The sequence below is a fragment of the Acinetobacter sp. WC-743 genome (assembly GCF_000335555.1).
In the GTDB taxonomy this organism is placed as follows: domain Bacteria; phylum Pseudomonadota; class Gammaproteobacteria; order Pseudomonadales; family Moraxellaceae; genus Acinetobacter; species Acinetobacter bereziniae.
On record NZ_AMFQ01000009.1, the window covers coordinates 16,583 to 34,590 of the forward strand.

At 39.2% G+C, this 18,008-nt stretch carries 13 protein-coding genes and 1 pseudogene; 11 read left to right on the forward strand and 3 right to left on the reverse strand.

What is annotated here, in order from left to right:
* Nucleotides 1-41 precede the first annotated feature (41 nt).
* The gene (locus ACINWC743_RS00805; protein WP_035299940.1) at nucleotides 42-1,754 is read left to right on the forward strand and encodes a GGDEF domain-containing protein; all 1,713 of its coding nucleotides are present in this window, start codon (nucleotides 42-44) and stop codon (nucleotides 1,752-1,754) included.
* A gap of 15 nt (nucleotides 1,755-1,769) precedes the next feature.
* On the opposite strand, the gene ACINWC743_RS00810 is transcribed toward ACINWC743_RS00805, so the two are convergent.
* Together ACINWC743_RS00810 and uvrA are read right to left on the reverse strand one after the other, a co-directional pair.
* Complete coding sequence (locus ACINWC743_RS00810) at nucleotides 1,770-2,345, reverse strand: hypothetical protein (protein WP_005034511.1); 576 nt, start codon at nucleotides 2,343-2,345, stop codon at nucleotides 1,770-1,772.
* A 301-nt stretch (nucleotides 2,346-2,646) separates the two neighbouring features.
* On the reverse strand, nucleotides 2,647-5,478 hold the full coding sequence (gene uvrA / locus ACINWC743_RS00815) for an excinuclease ABC subunit UvrA (RefSeq protein WP_009584019.1): 2,832 nt from the start codon (nucleotides 5,476-5,478) through the stop codon (nucleotides 2,647-2,649).
* Nucleotides 5,479-5,932: 454 nt separating this feature from the next.
* Between uvrA and ACINWC743_RS00820 the strand changes: the two genes are divergently transcribed.
* Nucleotides 5,933-6,700, forward strand: coding sequence for a hypothetical protein (locus ACINWC743_RS00820; RefSeq protein WP_035299943.1), 768 nt, complete (start codon nucleotides 5,933-5,935; stop codon nucleotides 6,698-6,700).
* A 109-nt stretch (nucleotides 6,701-6,809) separates the two neighbouring features.
* Nucleotides 6,810-7,151: a GlpM family protein gene (locus ACINWC743_RS00825; protein ID WP_005034503.1), complete on the forward strand. Its 342-nt coding sequence runs from the start codon at nucleotides 6,810-6,812 to the stop codon at nucleotides 7,149-7,151.
* Between the two features lie 163 nt (nucleotides 7,152-7,314).
* On the opposite strand, the gene ACINWC743_RS00830 is transcribed toward ACINWC743_RS00825, so the two are convergent.
* Entirely contained in the window at nucleotides 7,315-7,950 is a 636-nt protein-coding gene (locus tag ACINWC743_RS00830) for a TIGR00730 family Rossman fold protein (protein WP_004825617.1), read from the reverse strand.
* Nucleotides 7,951-8,387: 437 nt separating this feature from the next.
* Between ACINWC743_RS00830 and ACINWC743_RS00835 the strand changes: the two genes are divergently transcribed.
* From ACINWC743_RS00835 to ACINWC743_RS00865, 8 genes and pseudogenes are all read left to right on the forward strand, one after another.
* A complete protein-coding gene (locus tag ACINWC743_RS00835; RefSeq protein WP_004825615.1) occupies nucleotides 8,388-9,968 on the forward strand; it encodes a TerC family protein in 1,581 nt (526 codons plus the stop codon).
* A gap of 392 nt (nucleotides 9,969-10,360) precedes the next feature.
* A complete protein-coding gene (locus ACINWC743_RS00840) occupies nucleotides 10,361-10,828 on the forward strand; it encodes a YchJ family protein (protein WP_009583990.1) in 468 nt (155 codons plus the stop codon).
* 61 nt (nucleotides 10,829-10,889) lie between these two features.
* Nucleotides 10,890-11,534 (forward strand): trimeric intracellular cation channel family protein, encoded by a 645-nt coding sequence (locus ACINWC743_RS00845; protein WP_009583997.1) that lies wholly within the window; start codon nucleotides 10,890-10,892, stop codon nucleotides 11,532-11,534.
* 155 nt (nucleotides 11,535-11,689) lie between these two features.
* Nucleotides 11,690-11,848 (forward strand): annotated as a pseudogene (locus ACINWC743_RS24655) (N-acetyltransferase); the annotation flags it as partial.
* A 48-nt stretch (nucleotides 11,849-11,896) separates the two neighbouring features.
* The gene (locus ACINWC743_RS00850) at nucleotides 11,897-13,216 is read left to right on the forward strand and encodes an MFS transporter (RefSeq protein WP_009583973.1); all 1,320 of its coding nucleotides are present in this window, start codon (nucleotides 11,897-11,899) and stop codon (nucleotides 13,214-13,216) included.
* 62 nt (nucleotides 13,217-13,278) lie between these two features.
* Nucleotides 13,279-13,698: a hypothetical protein gene (locus tag ACINWC743_RS00855; RefSeq protein ID WP_227561095.1), complete on the forward strand. Its 420-nt coding sequence runs from the start codon at nucleotides 13,279-13,281 to the stop codon at nucleotides 13,696-13,698.
* 247 nt (nucleotides 13,699-13,945) lie between these two features.
* Nucleotides 13,946-16,165: a DNA topoisomerase IV subunit A gene (gene parC, locus ACINWC743_RS00860; protein ID WP_009584021.1), complete on the forward strand. Its 2,220-nt coding sequence runs from the start codon at nucleotides 13,946-13,948 to the stop codon at nucleotides 16,163-16,165.
* A 149-nt stretch (nucleotides 16,166-16,314) separates the two neighbouring features.
* Nucleotides 16,315-17,988, forward strand: coding sequence for a long-chain-fatty-acid--CoA ligase (locus ACINWC743_RS00865; RefSeq protein WP_005034492.1), 1,674 nt, complete (start codon nucleotides 16,315-16,317; stop codon nucleotides 17,986-17,988).
* Nucleotides 17,989-18,008 lie beyond the last annotated feature (20 nt).

Sequence of the window (18,008 nt, forward strand, 5' to 3'; positions counted from 1 at the left end):
TTTTAGATTCATTCGACATTACTTCCCATAGGGTCATGACGATGGTGCAGGAACTCCGATCAGAACAAATAAGCACCCGTTTGCTTATCCTTATGTCAGTCATTATTTTGTCCGTTTTATTGATCGCTGTTCCTCAAATTATCAGTAATTATCAAGAATATGTTCGTTCAAAGAGAATTTTAGTCGATATTCAGACCTTACAAATTTTTGCAGAAACATCAAATAAAATATCACGAGAAAGGGCACCAACGAATAAGGCAATGTCGAACTCAACCCAAGATTTGTCTGAAAATATGAAAGCCTTGCAAGATTATCGTAAAGGGGTCGATCGACAAATTGATCTAACCGTCGAATCTTTAAGGCAGACAGGCTTTAATGCTTTAGCGGATCAGGTGGATGTACAGTTAAGACATGATTTAGCTGTCGCACGGGGGCAGGTCGATGCTTATTTGGCATTGCCTGCAAAAGAACGTACTTCTGTTCAAATGGATCAAGCAATTCAGGGGATGTTTGCTGCATGGGATAGCTGTAGAGCCATGTTACAACGCTTAATCAATGACTCAAAAAAAATAAATAGTGATGTGACGGACTATGCATCTATCGTATTGATCTTGGCGGATTTACGAGATCAATCGGGGCGTGTGGCTTCCAATATTATGGCACCACTGAGTTTTTCAGAGCCTATTCCTGAATATAACAAAGCGCGCTCACTACAAACTCAAGAGCAAGTAAAATACTTATGGCGTTTGATGGATACCATGCAAATGGAAAATTTAAAAACGCCAGCATATCTACATTTATACGCTCAAGTAAAAAGCCAATTTATTGATCAAGGATTACCGACTGTTAATCGTTTAATTGAGGAAAGTTCACATCAGCAAGCTTATTTTTTAACAGCCAATCAGTTGACTGATGTTTTGGTTGGGAAATTCAATTCAGTGATCGACTTACAAAAGTATTTATTGGAAACACATGCGTTGAGTGCTCAAGCACAAATGGAGTCGGAGCAACGTCAGTTTTTGATCACATTATTTATCTCGCTTTTGTCATTGGCTGTGGCGATTTTTACCATGTTATATACTAGGAAAAAACTCTTTGAGCCTTTGATTTATGCCAGAAATATGATTTTAGAGTTATCACAAATTCAAGAGCGTGATTATATGGGAGCTGTTTCTGTGCAAAATAAAGAAGTGCACACATTGAAAGATGCCATTGATAAATTAAAAGAAATGTTAAAACAGCGTGATGCCTTTGAATTTCAATTACAGAACAGTGCCAATACGGACATTTTAACCGGAGTTTCGAATCGTTTGGCATTAGAAGATTATTTAAAAAATATTGCCACTCAAACAGAACGTTTTGAAAAACTGACGCTAATCATGGTGGATATTGATAACTTTAAATATGTGAATGATCAATTTGGACATATCCTAGGCGATTCTGTAATTGTGGAAATTGCCCAGTGTCTAAAAGCCAATATTGCCCAGTCAAATTTAATTGTACGTTTTGGTGGTGATGAGTTTTTGATTTTAATTGATCAAGTCGAGTGGGATTGGGCGTTGCAAATTGCTGAAAGTATTTTGGCAGATGTTTCCCAGTTGAAATTTAATCATGCACCTTCAACAGATCACTTGAATGTTTCCGTAAGTATTGGCGTAGCAACAGGGGCAAAGAATTGGGAAGATTTGTTCGCTCAAGCGGATGCCTCTTTATTTAAAGCAAAGGCACAAGGTCGCAATAAAGTCGTGGGATAGTTCATTCAAACACGGTTATTTGAGATTCACTTTTTTTAATTCCCGATATAACTGATCCAGAAATTGCTGTTGTTCAGTATCATGTTTAAAGTAGCGTTGATAAAGCACACTACAGTTTTCTACATCAGCTATATTATTCAGATTAAATGACCAATCGTTATTATTTTTAATTGTAATTCCAAGATGGTCATTACAACTTTTCCATAATTTTGAAAATCTCGTGCTTTGACTCGGTGATAACTTTTCGAATTCTGCATGAACACTATAACCGCGCATTTGTGAATTGAAAAATTTCTCGATCATACTGACGGGTACGCCACCCCATATGATGTTTTGTCCACTTGGCATCAAAATGGATTGTAGTTTATTTTCATTCATGAGTTGATTTTGTTTGCCTGTCTTAAAACTTTGTTTCTCATAGGTCAGTATAGTCCCTGCCGGTACATTTATTTTTTTAATGATCATGGGTTGTGTAGTGACGAAATATGGATAGTTGGGGCGACCATTTCCACCCGCTGGATTCATATTGCCGATACAGCCGCTGAGTAAAGCAATACTGGGGATCAAAAAGCATGGGTAAAGAAACTTCATATGATGAATATCCTGTGCTATGGATTGATCTTGCCTTGTATGAATTGGAAATGCAAAATTTTTACAGTTAAAAGACAGAGTAATGAGCCAAGATATAGATCAGAAAGCCTGACAAATAAGCTAATAATTGACGGATAGATGGGTAAAAGACAAATATCAAAGTGGATAAAAAATATCAGTTATATATGTCAATTTTTATTTTAATTATAAAAACTTAGAGCCCTCTATACCCCTTTATCGACGAGCGTAGAGGCGCGAGCCCTCTCTAAAACAAGAGAGGGCAGAAATGCAATAAATCGCCTTACTTCAACAACGGTTTTAAGAATTTCGCTGTATGTGAAACTTTCGATTTAACCACATCTTCTGGTGTGCCTTCAGCAATAATTTGACCACCACCTGAACCCCCTTCAGGACCTAAGTCAATTACCCAGTCCGCAGTTTTAATCACATCCAGATTATGCTCAATCACCACAATCGTATTGCCCTTATTGCGAAGCTCATGCAGGATGTCTAAAAGCTTGGCAATATCGTGGAAGTGTAAGCCCGTCGTTGGTTCATCAAGGACATATAAGGTTTTGCCTGTATCTCGCTTTGCCAATTCACGTGCCAATTTAACACGTTGTGCTTCACCACCAGACAAAGTGGTTGCAGACTGACCTAAACGAATATAGCCTAAACCCACTTGGTTTAAGGTTTCTAATCGACGGTGAATGACAGGAATTGCATCAAAGAAATGCATGGCATCTTCAACCGTCATTTCCAACACATCAGAAATATTTTTACCTTTATAGCCGACTTCCAAAGTTTCACGGTTATAACGTTGACCATGGCAGGCATCACAAGGCACGTACATATCAGGCAAGAAATGCATCGCCACTTTGATCATGCCATCACCTTCACAGGCTTCGCAACGACCACCTTTGACGTTGAAAGAGAAACGACCTGCGGCATAACCACGTGCTTTTGCCTCAGGTGTTTGAGCAAATAATTCACGAATCGGGGTGAATAAACCTGTATAGGTTGCAGGATTGGAGCGTGGTGTACGTCCAATCGGGCTTTGATCAATATCGACCACTTTATCAAGGAATTGCAAGCCATCAATCGAGTCGAACTTTTCCGCCGTTAAGGTGGTTGCACCATTGAGTTGAGTTGCAGCCAAAGGCAATAGCGTACGGTTGATCAGTGTTGATTTTCCTGAACCAGAAACCCCTGTCACACAGGTCATCACACCCAAAGGTATGCTCAGATCAACATTTTTAAGGTTATGACCTGCTGCACCCATCAGTTTAATTTGCTCATCAGGTTTTGGCGGTGTTACACGCTGTTTAGGCACTGCGATTTTTAATTTTCCAGATAAGTATTTACCAGTTAAAGAATCTTCATTGTTTGCCAATTCTTCATAGGTACCTTCTGCAATGACATGACCACCATGGATACCAGCGCCAGGACCAATATCAATAATATGGTCAGCGGCACGAATGGCATCTTCATCATGTTCAACCACCAATACCGTATTGCCAAGATCACGCAAGCGTACCAATGTTTCAAGTAAACGGTCATTATCACGTTGATGTAAACCGATAGATGGTTCATCTAAAACATACATCACGCCCATTAAGCCTGCACCGATTTGCGAAGCAAGGCGAATACGCTGTGCTTCACCTCCTGAAAGGGTTTCAGCCGAACGTGAAAGACTTAAATAATTTAAACCCACGGAAACAAGGAAATGCAAACGCTCACGAATTTCTTTAAAAATCTTATCGGCAATTTCACCTTTGGCACCTTCAAGATTTAAATCTTGATAGTAGCTTTCAGCATCACCAATCGACATTTTAGTTATTTGAGCAATGGTTTTATCTTTTACCCGAACATGACGGGAAATTTCATTTAAGCGTGAGCCACCACAAGCATCACAAGCGGCATTTGATAAATATTGTGCCAAATCATCGCGAACATAATTCGATTCAGTTTCACGATAGCGGCGTTCTAAATGGGGCAAAATACCTTCGAAAGGTTGTACTCGATTGTGCTTACGACCACGTTCATCGATATAGCTTAAATCAACTTTTTCCTTGCCTGTTCCATACAGAAATTTCTTTTTGGTTTCTGCATCCAGCTCATTCCATGGTGTATCTAATGAAAAACCGAAATGATCTGCAACTTTTTGAATCATGCTGTAGTAGTAAGGGCGTTGTCTGTCCCAACCACGTATCGCCCCTTGGCTAATAGATACATCAGGGCTAGGGATTAATTTTTCAGCGCTAAAGTGGCTTCGCGTACCTAAACCATCACAGACAGGGCAGGCACCGAAAGGATTGTTGAACGAAAACAGACGGGGTTCAAGTTCAGCTACCGCACGATCACATTCAGGGCATGAGTGCTTTGCAGAAAACACACGATCAGGCTGCTCACCGCTCATCCACGATAGAACTGCAATATCTCCACCTAGACGTAGTGCAGTTTCAAAGCTTTCTGCAATACGGTTCCCTAGATCGTCACGTACTTTAAAGCGATCAACAACCACTTCGATGGTATGTTTTTTCTTTTTATCCAGCTCTGGCGGAGTATCGATATCAATGACTTCACCATCAACACGCGCACGGACAAAACCTTGACTCTGTAATTGTTCAAACAGATTGGTATATTCACCTTTACGCTCACGAACCACAGGCGCAAGTAGCATTAACGCTGTACCTTCTTCCAGAGCTTTAACTGCGTCCACCATTTCAGAAACAGTTTGGGCAACCATGGGTAAGTCATGTTCAGGGCAATATGGCGTGCCTACACGTGCATAGAGTAGACGTAAATAATCGTAAATCTCAGTGATGGTTCCGACTGTTGAACGAGGGTTATGGCTAGTCGACTTTTGTTCGATGGCAATCGCAGGGCTTAAACCTTCAATTGAATCGACTTCTGGCTTTTCCATTTGTGAAAGGAATTGACGTGCATAGGCAGAGAGGGATTCAACATAACGACGTTGACCTTCAGCATATAAAGTATCAAAAGCCAGTGATGATTTTCCTGAGCCTGAAAGTCCCGTGATCACCACAAACTTGTCACGTGGAATATCGAGTGACACATTTTTTAAATTATGGGTACGTGCGCCTCGAATACGGATATGACTTTGACTCATAAAACTTTCTCGAAATTATGCGAATTAAAGTGCTATATGATAGCGATTTAATTTTGTTCAAGCTGTAAAAAATAGTTTTTAAGCGACAAATTGTGTCATCTAACTGACCATTTTTTAAAAGCTACCACAATCAATGTTTTACATAAAATAATAAGATTCATAGCATTAGACTGATTGTGATTTATTTTATTGGTCTAATTTTTATACGTTCAATATGACAATATAATTTATTTAAAATGAAATGCTTATGAAATAACCAGTTTCATATATCAAAAGTTGAGTCTGTATTTTTTACCCAACGGATTGGTTTGTTTTGAGTGTCTGGTTATGCCTACTGAATGAGATGAAAAACCATTTATCTAGAAAAACAGATTGTAAGACAACTATTCTGCGATTGGTTATTATTTTTACTGTAATATATGTGATGTGCATCGCATTTACAGGGGGCTTAAAAATGAATATACACAAACTTATATGTGTTCTTTGTTTGGTATTTTCGTGCAATGTTTTTGCAGAAGATGCTATGCCAGTCCTGTTTGACCAAGTTTTACAGCTTAAACCAAATCAATTGTATGAAGTGGAATTAGAAGATGTTCAATCTGGCGATCAGATTTGGACAGCTGTATATTTAGTCGGACGTCAAAACTTCCCTGGATTGACGTCAAAAGCAGATTTTATACTTGAAAATCAAGGCTTATTAAATAAAGCGAAGCCAAGCGAACATTCCACACAGCAAACCTTGATTGCAGAGCAACTTACACAAACCAATCAGTATTCATTTCATCAATTTAAAGCGTTAACCGCTTTGTTGGATGAAAACGCTGTTCAACTTATTCAAGACCCCAAATTAGAAAAGACCGACACCATTCGTATCTACAGCCAGCTGAATGATTGGATTCCTGAATACAATACTTATGAACCGATAAAGGTTAAATTTGGCATTCAAAATGCAGTGGATTTTGATGTTGTTGCTGCCTATGTTTTAGTAGGCAAAGGTGAAAAACCAGCTGCGCTGACTGAATTAAACTTTAAAAATATCAAACCCTCTTATCTGACGACAAGTATCCCACCTGTACAAGCAGATTTTAGCCAAACAGAAACCAACAAATCTGAATACCATTTAAGCCGAAGTGAAATTAAATTCATTTTTTTCCTCGGTGCGTTAGCGGCAATGGCTTTTTTTGCCTTTATTCATCGTGGCAAATTGAAACGTGCATTCTAATTCAACATTGTGTTGATTTTGGATGAAATAAGCTGATTTTTTAGATTTCAAAAGGATAATGTTGGCGTAAACTCTTGCTCAGATCTGATGTTTGTTTGAGTGGTATTTAATGTTGTCTTTATTTTTGAAATGCAGTATCGGTGCAGCAGTAGTTTTACTGATTTCAATTCTTTCAAAAAGTAAGACATTTTATATTGCGGGCTTGGTTCCACTGTTTCCGACCTTTGCACTGATCGCACATGTAATCGTAGCTCAAGAAAAAGGTGCAGAAGCGTTAAAACAAACCGCTTTATTCGGAATATGGTCACTCGTTCCTTATTTTATTTATTTGTTGGTGGTTTATTTATTGGCAACAAAACTTTCAATGTGGTCTTGTTTTGGCGTTGCGACATTGTGTTGGATTGTAGCTGCTGCAGGTTTAATTTATGGATGGCAAATATTCCACCAATGATATAGTCGTTTTAGTCCTGCTTTGAAGTAATTGCATCTGTATTCAATGTTATTGATCTAATTTGAATAGATTGATCAAAAGTTGAACCCTATCAGACTGAATAAGATGAGTTTTTGAAAATTCATCTTATTCATTTTCATTCCATCGATTGACGATATAAAGCTTAGACGACGAATTGTTTAGGCGCTTCTAAGTTTTTAATTGCATTATAGATTTGATCAGCATGGTTACACACAATCAGTTTGGCACGATGTTGTGGTGGTAAAAAGCCTTCAACAACAGCATGATCTAACTGGGCAATCAAATGGTCATAAAATCCATTCACGTTATATAACATCATGGGTTTTTGATGTTGATTGAGTTGTCCCCATGTGGCGACTTCTAAGATTTCTTCAAAGGTTCCAAAACCACCTGGAAGAGCAACAAAGGCACTGGCACGATCTGCCATCATGGCTTTTCGTTCATGCATACTTTGTACAATGTGTAGTTCAGTCAGTTGATTATGTGCAATTTCATAATCCAGCATAAATTCAGGGATCACGCCTACCACATCACCACCATGTTCAGTCACGGTATCTGCAACTTGTCCCATCAAACCAATACTGGCACCACCATAGACAATACCAAAACCATGTTCGGCTATGCCTTGAGCCAATTGAATTGCTTTTTCTCTATAAGTCGGATTATTTCCAGGTCGGGAGCCACAATACAGTGCAATTAAACATTGAGTTGCTTTAGGAGTTTGCTGATCTAATTCTAACGATTCATTTATCATTACAGGCAATACACTATTCATCATTTATTTTTTCACCTTAACTTATCATGTTCTTATGTATTTCGACTACCTTAAGCAAGAAATATGACAAAAACATGTTGCGTTATAGGCACTTTTGCAATGATTTGTATCGTTAAAGAGTTGCTGTTGAGGTGAGAGTGAGCAAATCATGGAAATGAGCGATCTCTGGCGTTACGACAATATAGTGAGTTACGATTTATGCGCTAAGCAAATAAAATCCCATACAAATAAGATGAAATTTTTATCAAAACTGCCTATAATTAAAGCCTGTTTATCAACAAATGAATCATCATGGGTAGTGGTTGTAGTCGCTCCGAAAATGCACAATCTTTAGACAAAAAAATATTTCAAAATAAACTAAAGTTTTCTTCTCTGTTTCGAAATTTACAGTTCTCAAATGCTGAAAATATCAATTGCGCAACTGCAATGGAGCAAGATCAATGATACTTGAATGGATGTCCGATCCTTCGGCGTGGGTTGGTCTGGCGACTTTGGTTGTTTTGGAAATAGTTCTAGGTATTGATAACCTTGTTTTTATTGCAATTTTGGCAGAAAAACTTCCTCCAGAGCAACGTAATAAAGCACGGATTTTAGGCTTGTTGCTTGCGCTGTGTATGCGTATGGTTTTACTGGCATCCATTGCTTGGGTGGTTACGCTCACCGCACCTTTATTTCATATTTTCGACCATCCTTTCTCTGGTCGTGACCTTATCCTGTTGTTTGGTGGGGTATTCCTGCTTTTTAAAGGTACAATGGAACTGCATGAACGCCTTGAAGGTGGACAGGATTTAAAAGAAGAAAATCCAGTCCATGCGGCTTTTTGGATGGTGATTGTTCAGATTGTCATTCTTGATGCTGTATTCTCACTAGACAGTGTGATTACTGCGGTAGGCATGGTGAAAGAGCTTTCAGTGATGATGATTGCTGTGGTGATCGCCGTCGGGATTATGCTGTGGGCATCTAAACCTTTAATGGACTTTGTTAACAAACATCCGACTGTCGTGATTTTATGTCTAGGCTTCTTGATGATGATTGGTTTTTCATTGATTGTTGAGGGCTTTGGATACCATATTCCGAAAGGTTATTTATATGCTGCCATTGGTTTCTCGGTATTGATTGAGTTCATGAACCAAACCATGCGTAAGAACCAAGAAAAGATGGTCACAACCACAGATTTGCGTTTCCGTACGGCTTCAGCAGTGTTGAAAATGTTAGGGGGCAAAAATGCAGAAAGTCAAAATGGTAAAGCCGATGATGTGATTGCAACACAAGCTTTAGCCGATGAAATCTTTGATGATGAAAATGGGGCATACCATAGTGTCATGGTACAAGGTGTATTGGGTTTATCTGAGCGCCCAGTGAAATCAGTTATGACGCCACGACCAGAATTAGAATGGTTGGACTTGGATGAAGACGAAGCCACCATCAAAGAAAATTTAATGGCAATGTCTCACTCAAGACTGATCTTAGCGCATGGTGAATTAGACAATATCGCAGGTATTGTGCTCACGCATAAAGTGCTCAATGATTATATTGAAACGGGTATTTTGAATTTTGACAAACACTTACGTGAACCTGTCATTGTTCATGAAAATGCACAAGTGTTGATGGTGATGGAGCAACTACGTCAAGCACCTTTGCAAATGGCGATTGTCCTCAATGAATATGGTTCAATCGAGGGGATTGCCACGCCTATTGATGTACTTGAGGCGATTGCAGGTGAATTCCCTGATGAAGATGAGTTGGAGGCTGCTGCTGAAAGCTTGGAAGATGGTTCATTGATGTTGGAAGGTTCAACCGATATTCGCCATGTTTCATTGCTGTTAGGTCGAGACTTGGTAGATGAGTCAGAGCAATATTCAACACTTTCGGGTTATATCTTGTTCCATCTTGGTCGCTTACCTGAAAATGGTCAGAAGTTACAAGCAGATGGTTATGAGTTTGAAGTGGTCACGATGGATGGGCATAAGATTGAAAAAGTTCATATTGTGGCATTGTCGCCATCTAAAGACTCAGAATAAACCTTAATATTGAAAGCAAGGATATTGAAAACAAGCCAGTTGAAAAACTGGCTTATTTTTTTGTTCAGATGATCGGTATAAGCTGTAGCGTAGCCAATGGCGACATTCATGTTGCTTTAGGATAGAGAGATCTTCCACGGTTTATTAAAAGAGCAAAACAAATAAAGCATCAAACAGTCACTAAAAATTCGTATAAAAGGTTTAAAGTCGAGTTGGAATAAATCATTCAAAGTAAATGACTTATATGAATAATCTGGTGGTATGACTTGAGTATTCTTGAAAACTTGCATCATTTAAATCAGCTGTTTTTATCACGCTATATTTTTGTGAAAAGTTTCGATTTTAAGTAGGGTTGCATTATCATTTAAGCCTATTCAGATTTTGAGTTTACTATGTCCAATCTATCCTGTCCCTGTGGTTCGGCGCAATATAGTCAATGTTGTCAGCCACTACATTCGGGGCAAAAAAAAGCCCAGACAGCTGAGCAATTAATGAAATCTCGCTATAGCGCATTTGCCAAACAAGAGATTGCATATATTGTGGCAACAACTGCATTGGGGCAGCAGCAAGCATTGGATGTACAGGCGATTGCAGCATGGAGTACGTCTAATCAGTGGCTCAAATTAGAGGTAGTTCAAGCCAAAGAAAAGCTGGATAAAAATCACGCTCAGGTTGAGTTTAAAGCACATTTTCATGATGGTCAGCAAACGCAGATTCATCATGAAGTTTCACATTTTGTCTATCATGTAGATCAGTGGTATTTTTTAGATCCAACTACAGATCAGCAAGTTACAATGAAACAGCCTTGTATTTGTGGATCAACAAAAAAATTTAAGCAATGTTGTGCGCAATTCTTGTAGCTTTTAGCTCGTTTTGACTTAAAATAGCGCGCATCTTTTACCCATCAGTGGATGAAGGGCAATGTTACTGACCATTATTTATATTATTGCAATTACAGCAGAAGCCATGACGGGAGCGTTGTCAGCAGGACGACGTAGTATGGACTGGTTTGGTGTAGTGTTGATTGCCTGTGTAACCGCACTCGGCGGTGGTTCGGTCCGTGATGTCTTGTTGGGACATTATCCGCTCACTTGGGTGAAACATCCTGAATATCTTGTACTGACATGCTGCGCGGCTTTTGTCACAATTCTCATCGCTAAATGGATGAAGCATTTACATTCCATTTTCTTATTGTTAGATGCCTTGGGTTTAATTGGTTTTACCATTATTGGTTGTCAGATTGCGTTACAGATGGGGCATGGTTTTGTTGTTTCAGCAGTTGCTGGTGTTTTGACAGGTGTGTCAGGCGGTATTTTACGAGACATTTTGTGTAATGATGTTCCGTTGGTATTCCGTCGAGAGTTGTATGCATCAATTTCCTTTGTTGCTGTTATTTTCTACTGGTTCTGTATAGACTTTGGCTTATCTCTAGAAATCACTGTAATTTCGACATTGGTGTTTGGTTTTGCGCTACGCTGTATTGCCATTTATTTTGGTTTAGAAATGCCGAAATTTATTTATAAAGATGATGATGAGCAGTCGGCATCCTCTAAAGATGAAAGCTGAATATAGTGATGCTATTTAGAAGAGTATTTTGAAGATTTATCGCCGAATTTGAGGTTGTATATGTCATATAGAGGCAGCCCAAAGATTAAACTTGGAAAATTTACAACCTTAGATTTTAGAGCAAATTTTCAACTCGTCAGAAAAGTTGATGTCATGCAAAAAAACAGTCTCAGTTAAAGGGTTTAATCGCCATTATTGATCCTGTAAATATTCCATCTCGAAAAATTTTGATCAACAATGGTTTTCATTCTCAAGAATTTAAAGATTTTGACGGATTGTCGGGAGAAATTCTGAACTTAATTCTTCAAAAATAAAGTGTATGCCACGCTTGTCGATCAATTTACCTATTTGTTGAGTGTCTTATGGATTTAGTATCACGTGTACAACGTCTACCCATTGGGAAGTTTCACTATACTTTGCTGTGGGTGATCGGACTGGGCTGGATGTTCGATGCCATGGATACAGGTCTGATTTCATTTATTTTGACCAAAATGGCAGAAGAATGGCAGATGACACCTACGGAAAAAGGCTGGGTGGTCTCGATTGGCTTTGTCGGAATGGCAATCGGTGCTGTATTTTCAGGTGGCTTGGCTGATCGAATCGGTCGAAGAACAGTCTTTGCGATTACTTTGGTGACCTATAGCGTTGCAACCGCGTTATGTGCTTTTGCGCCGAATCTGACATGGCTGTTGATTTTCCGTTTTATTGTCGGATTAGGGCTGGGTGGGCAATTGCCTGTTGCTGTGACGCTGGTCAGTGAATATATCCCTGCTCAGGTTCGAGGTCGGTTTATTGTTTTGCTTGAAAGTTTTTGGGGGTTAGGCTGGTTAGTTGCAGCTTTGATTTCATACTTTGTGATCCCTGATTATGGTTGGCATATCGCATTTTTGATTGGTGGATTACCTGCCATTTATGTTTTCATGATTTTGAAAAAAGTGCCTGAATCTGTTCCTTATCTAATTAATCGTGGTCGCATTGACGAAGCTCATGCGCTGGTACAAAAACTTGAACGGCAATGTGGTGTAGAAGTCATCACTACGATTGAAGTCAAACCTGTTGCCGCCAAGCCAAATCTTTCCTTCACTCAACTGTGGTCGAGCGCTTTTGCCCGCCGTACCTTGATGTTGTGGTTGATTTGGTTTGGTATCGTCTATTCTTATTATGGCATTTTCACATGGTTACCCAGTTTGTTGGTCAAACAAGGTTATACCATCGTGCAGTCCTTTGAATATGTCTTGGGCATGATTTTGGCGCAGTTGCCGGGTTATGTTGCTGCTGCTTGGCTGGTTGAAAAGCTGGGGCGTAAAGCTACGCTGGCAGGCTTTATTGCGATGTGTGCGGTATCTGCGTATTTCTTTGGACAAGCTACCTCAGTCAATATGATCATGTTTTGGGGCTGTTTAATGTCTTTCTTCAATTTGGGTGCGTGGGGTGTTTTATATACTTATACGCCTGAACAGTATCCCACCAACATTCGTGCCTTTGGCTCAGGTTGGGCATCTGCGATTGGGCGTATTGGAGGAATCGTTGCACCACTGGTCGTCACTCATATGATGGTGGCAAGCAATGGTTTTAGTTCAGTCTTTATGATGTTTACAGCCGTACTTTTAGCAGTAGCAGCTGTTGTAATGGTCTTGGGTGAAGAAACCAAGAGCAAGACTTTAGAAGAGATTGGGTTATAGTGGTTGATTAGAAGTATTAAAAGTAAAGCGCCAAAAAAACGATAACAAATAATAAGTATAGAATGGCTGATATCGGGTTAATCTTAGCGATCAGCCGTTTTAATTTTTCGTATATTGAATTAAAAACAAACAATTTATCGCTATATTATGGGCTAGATCAGACAAGAATTAAGGGCGAAATAATGAAAAGTAAAATAGGATTAAGCTTCTGTATTATTTATCTTTTGCTTAGTGCATTTTGTCTTTATATTGCATTAGATCCAATGACTGATAACAAAGGAAATTTTGTTTTCTTACAATTACCCATAGGTTTTCAAGTGTCAGCATTTAATGTAATAGGGTTAGGTCCTTTATTGGATCGGTTGTCTTGGATGGAAGCGTATAGCTTAGTGGTTCCTGTTACTTTGCTGTTTTTATATGGGATCGGATGGTTGCTGAGTTTGAGCATCCATTTTATAAACGCACGAATTGGACCACTCTAATAAGTTTCAGCATTTATAAATTTCGTTTGAAATAAAGTGTATATTCGAATTTTAAAATAACCATTTAAATAAAAGTTGCTCATTTTCCAAAAAGTGGATAATTTTACGTCATTAGAAACACCGAAAGACGCAATTTGTCGTTGTGGCGTACACTTGTGCTTGTGTCGTCAGGCGCTGCGACTTAGCATAAGAATGTAGATACATCAGCATTTATTTAGAACGAATTTAATTAGGATAAAAGGTTGTTATGACAAGCCTTGCGCATCATGCGACAGAAAACCGTTCCGTAGCAGAATTTACTGAACAAGCTTACCTGAACTATGCCATGTACGTGATCATGGATCGTGCACTGCCTCATATCAGTGATGGTTTAAAACCTGTACAGCGCCGTATCGTCTATGCGATGAGCGAGTTGGGATTAAAGCCAAGTGGTAAGCCAAAGAAATCTGCACGTACAGTCGGTGACGTACTGGGTAAATATCATCCTCATGGTGACTCTGCATGTTATGAAGCTATGGTGCTGATGGCTCAGCCATTTAGTTATCGTTATCCATTCATTGAAGGTCAGGGCAACTGGGGTTCACCTGATGATCCTAAGTCTTTCGCAGCAATGCGTTATACCGAAGCTAAACTTTCAACTTATAGCGATTTATTATTATCAGAGTTAGGTCAAGGTACTTGTGATTGGCAAGATAACTTTGATGGTTCAATGAAAGAGCCAGTGAGTTTACCTGCGCGTGTACCGAATATTTTGCTGAATGGTACAACAGGTATTGCTGTTGGGATGGCGACCGATATTCCACCGCACAACTTACGTGAAGTGGTCAAAGGCACAATTGCATTAATTCGTAATCCTAATTTAACCGATGAAAAAGTTGCAGAATATATTCCTGCCCCTGATTTGCCGACCAAAGCAGAAATTATTACCTCACGTGAAGAATTACTTAAGCTCCAAACCACAGGGCGTGGAAGTTACCGAACACGTGCAATTTATCATATTGAAAAAAATGAAATCGTCATAACTGAACTGCCTTACCAAGTTTCAGGCTCTAAGGTTATTACGCAAATTGCAGATCAGATGCAAGCCAAAAAATTGCCTTTGGTGAGTGATTTACGTGATGAGTCAGATCATAAAAACCCAACACGTTTAGTGATTGTACTGCGCTCAAATCGTATTGATGCAGAAGCGGTAATGAGTCATTTGTTTGCGACTACAGACTTAGAATCCAGTTATCGTGTCAATATGAACATGATCGGAGCTGATGGTCGTCCACAAGTCAAATCAATCCGCAGAATATTATTAGAATGGATTGAAATTCGTAAACATACTGTCACACGTCGACTGCAATATCATCTCAACAAGATTGAAAAGCGCCTGCATATCTTAGGTGGTTTGATCATTGCTTATTTAAACATTGATGAAGTGATCAAAATCATTCGTGAAGAAGATCAGCCAAAACCTGTGTTAATGATGCGTTTCAATATTGATGAAATACAGGCTGAAGCGATTTTAGAACTCAAGTTACGTCATTTGGCAAAACTTGAAGAAATGGAAATGCGTCGTGAGCAGGAAGAACTTGAGGCAAGAGCGGCGGTGATTCGTGAGCAGTTGGCAAATCCAGAATCTTTAAAATCTTTGATTATTGAAGAGCTTAAAGATGATGCGAAAAAATTTGGTGATGATCGCCGTTCACCAATTGTGCAACGTGAAGAATCACAGGCAATGAGCGAGCAAGACTTGATGCCTGCTGAAGCTGTCACAGTAATTCTTTCAGAAGCAGGTTGGATTCGTTCAGCCAAAGGTCATGAAATTGATGTTGAGAAATTGAATTTCCGTGCAGGCGATCAGTACTTGAGTTCTGCACAAGGTAAGTCGAATCAAAAAGTGTATATTTTGGATGAGACCGGTCGAAGTTATGCCTTGTCAATAAATAGTTTGCCTTCTGCACGTGGTTTGGGAGAACCGTTGAGTTCAAAACTGTCACCTGCTAACGGTGTGAGCTTTATTCAAGTACTGGTAGAGGATGAAGATAAAGAAATTATTGCTGTAAGTTCAAAAGGTTATGGTTTTAAATCTCAAGCGAAACAATTGGATACAAATGCTAAAGCGGGTAAAACATTCTTGACTGTAGCGGATGATGCGAAAGCTATGCCGATAGAGGTCGTTGAAAATCAGACTCATTTGGCTATACTCAGTTCAGTAGGACGTTTACTTTTGATTGATTTGTCAGAATTGCCAACGCTGAATAAAGGAAAGGGAAACAAGTTGATACAACTTGAGGCTGATGAATATATTCAGTTTATGCTAACGTTGAATTTAGATGATGTAATTCAAGTGCTTGCAGGACAGCAACAATTAAAACTAAAAGGTGATGATTTACAGAAGTATATTGGTAAACGAGCATCGAAAGGTCAACTCTTACCCCGTGGATATCAAAAAGCAAATAAACTGTTGATTCAAAGATAAAACTAGCATCCTTGGATCGAAATACGTTATATATGCAATGTGTTCGTGGAAATGGATGCAATATTGAGCACAAAGAAGCCAAAAAATTATGCTCGATATTGAGAAAAACAGTTTAAAACTAAGGATTACTGATTGGAGATTATGGCATTATGGAAAAGATTTGGTTCGCTGAATACCAAAAGACTGGGATTCCAGAGACTGTAGAATTGCCCCAGGAAAATACTTCTCTTATTGATATTTTTGAGCGTAATTTCCAAAAGTTTGGTTCGCGTGATGCCTTTATCTTCATGGATAAGGTGATGTCATTCAGTGATCTTGAATTGGCAAGCCGTAAATTTGCAACTTATTTACAAAGTTTGGGTTTGGCAAAAGGCGCACGTGTCGCAGTAATGATGCCTAATGTCCTTCAATATCCTATTGTTGCTTTGGCGGTATTCCGTGCAGGTTTAGTGCTCGTCAATGTCAACCCACTTTATACTGCACGTGAACTAGAGCATCAGTTAAATGACTCAGGTGCAGAAGCATTGGTTATTGTTGAAAACTTTGCCACTGTTTACCAAGCAATTATCGGAAAAACGCCAGTAAAACATGTGGTTGTTGCCTCTGTTGGTGACATGCTAGGTACTTTAAAAGGTACTCTAGTGAATTTTGTATTACGTAAAGTACGTAAGCAAATTCCAGATTGGAACATTCCTGGACATATCAAATTTAATGCTGCATTGGCAAAAGTAAGTCCAAGCAACTACAAACGCCCTAACATGACGTTGAGTGATACTGCTGTGTTGCAATATACAGGTGGTACTACAGGTGTTTCAAAAGGTGCTGAACTGACTCATCGCAATTTAGTTGCAAACTTAATGCAATGTGATGGTATTTTCCAAAGTAAGTTTGGTCAGGGTGACGGTGCAAAAGATGACCGTATCTTCTGTGCATTGCCGCTTTACCACATCTTTGCATTTATGGTGTGTGCACTTTATGGTATGTACAAAGGTCAAGCAAATATTCTGATTCCTAACCCACGTGACTTACCTGCGGTGATTAAAGAATTACGTAAATATCAGCCGGGCTTTTTCCCAGCGGTCAATACATTATTCAATGCATTGGTACATAACGAAGAATTTAGACAGCTCGATTTCAGCAATTTAAAAATGGCGATGGGCGGTGGTATGGCTGTATTGCCTTCAACTGCGGAAGAGTGGAAAAAAGTGACGGGTACCATCATTATTGAAGGTTATGGTTTATCTGAAACTTCGCCTGTTGCAACAGCTAACCCACCTGCAACGACTGAATTCAGCGGTACAATCGGTGTTCCATTACCTTTGACTGATGTGGCGATCCTTGATGATGATGGCAACCACCTACCACAAGGTGAACAAGGTGAAATCTCGATTCGTGGACCACAAGTCATGAAAGGTTATTGGAACCGTCCTGATGAAACTGCGAAAGTGATGACAGCTGATGGTTATTTCCGTACTGGTGATATCGGTGTCATGGATGCCCGTGGTTACTTTAAAATCGTAGATCGTAAGAAAGATATGATCTTGGTGTCTGGTTTTAATGTTTATCCATCTGAAATTGAAGAAGTCATTGCACAACATCCAAAAGTGCTTGAAGTTGCAGCGATTGGTGTACCTGATGAAAAATCTGGTGAAGTGCCAAAACTGTTTGTTGTGAAAAAAGATCCTTCATTAACAACAGAAGAAGTTCTTGAATTTGCAAAACAAAACTTAACTGGCTATAAACGCCCACGTTATGTGGAGTTTATGGATGATTTACCAAAATCGAATGTAGGTAAAATCTTACGTAAAGATTTGCGTAAATAAGCAAAAACTCGAATTGAAAA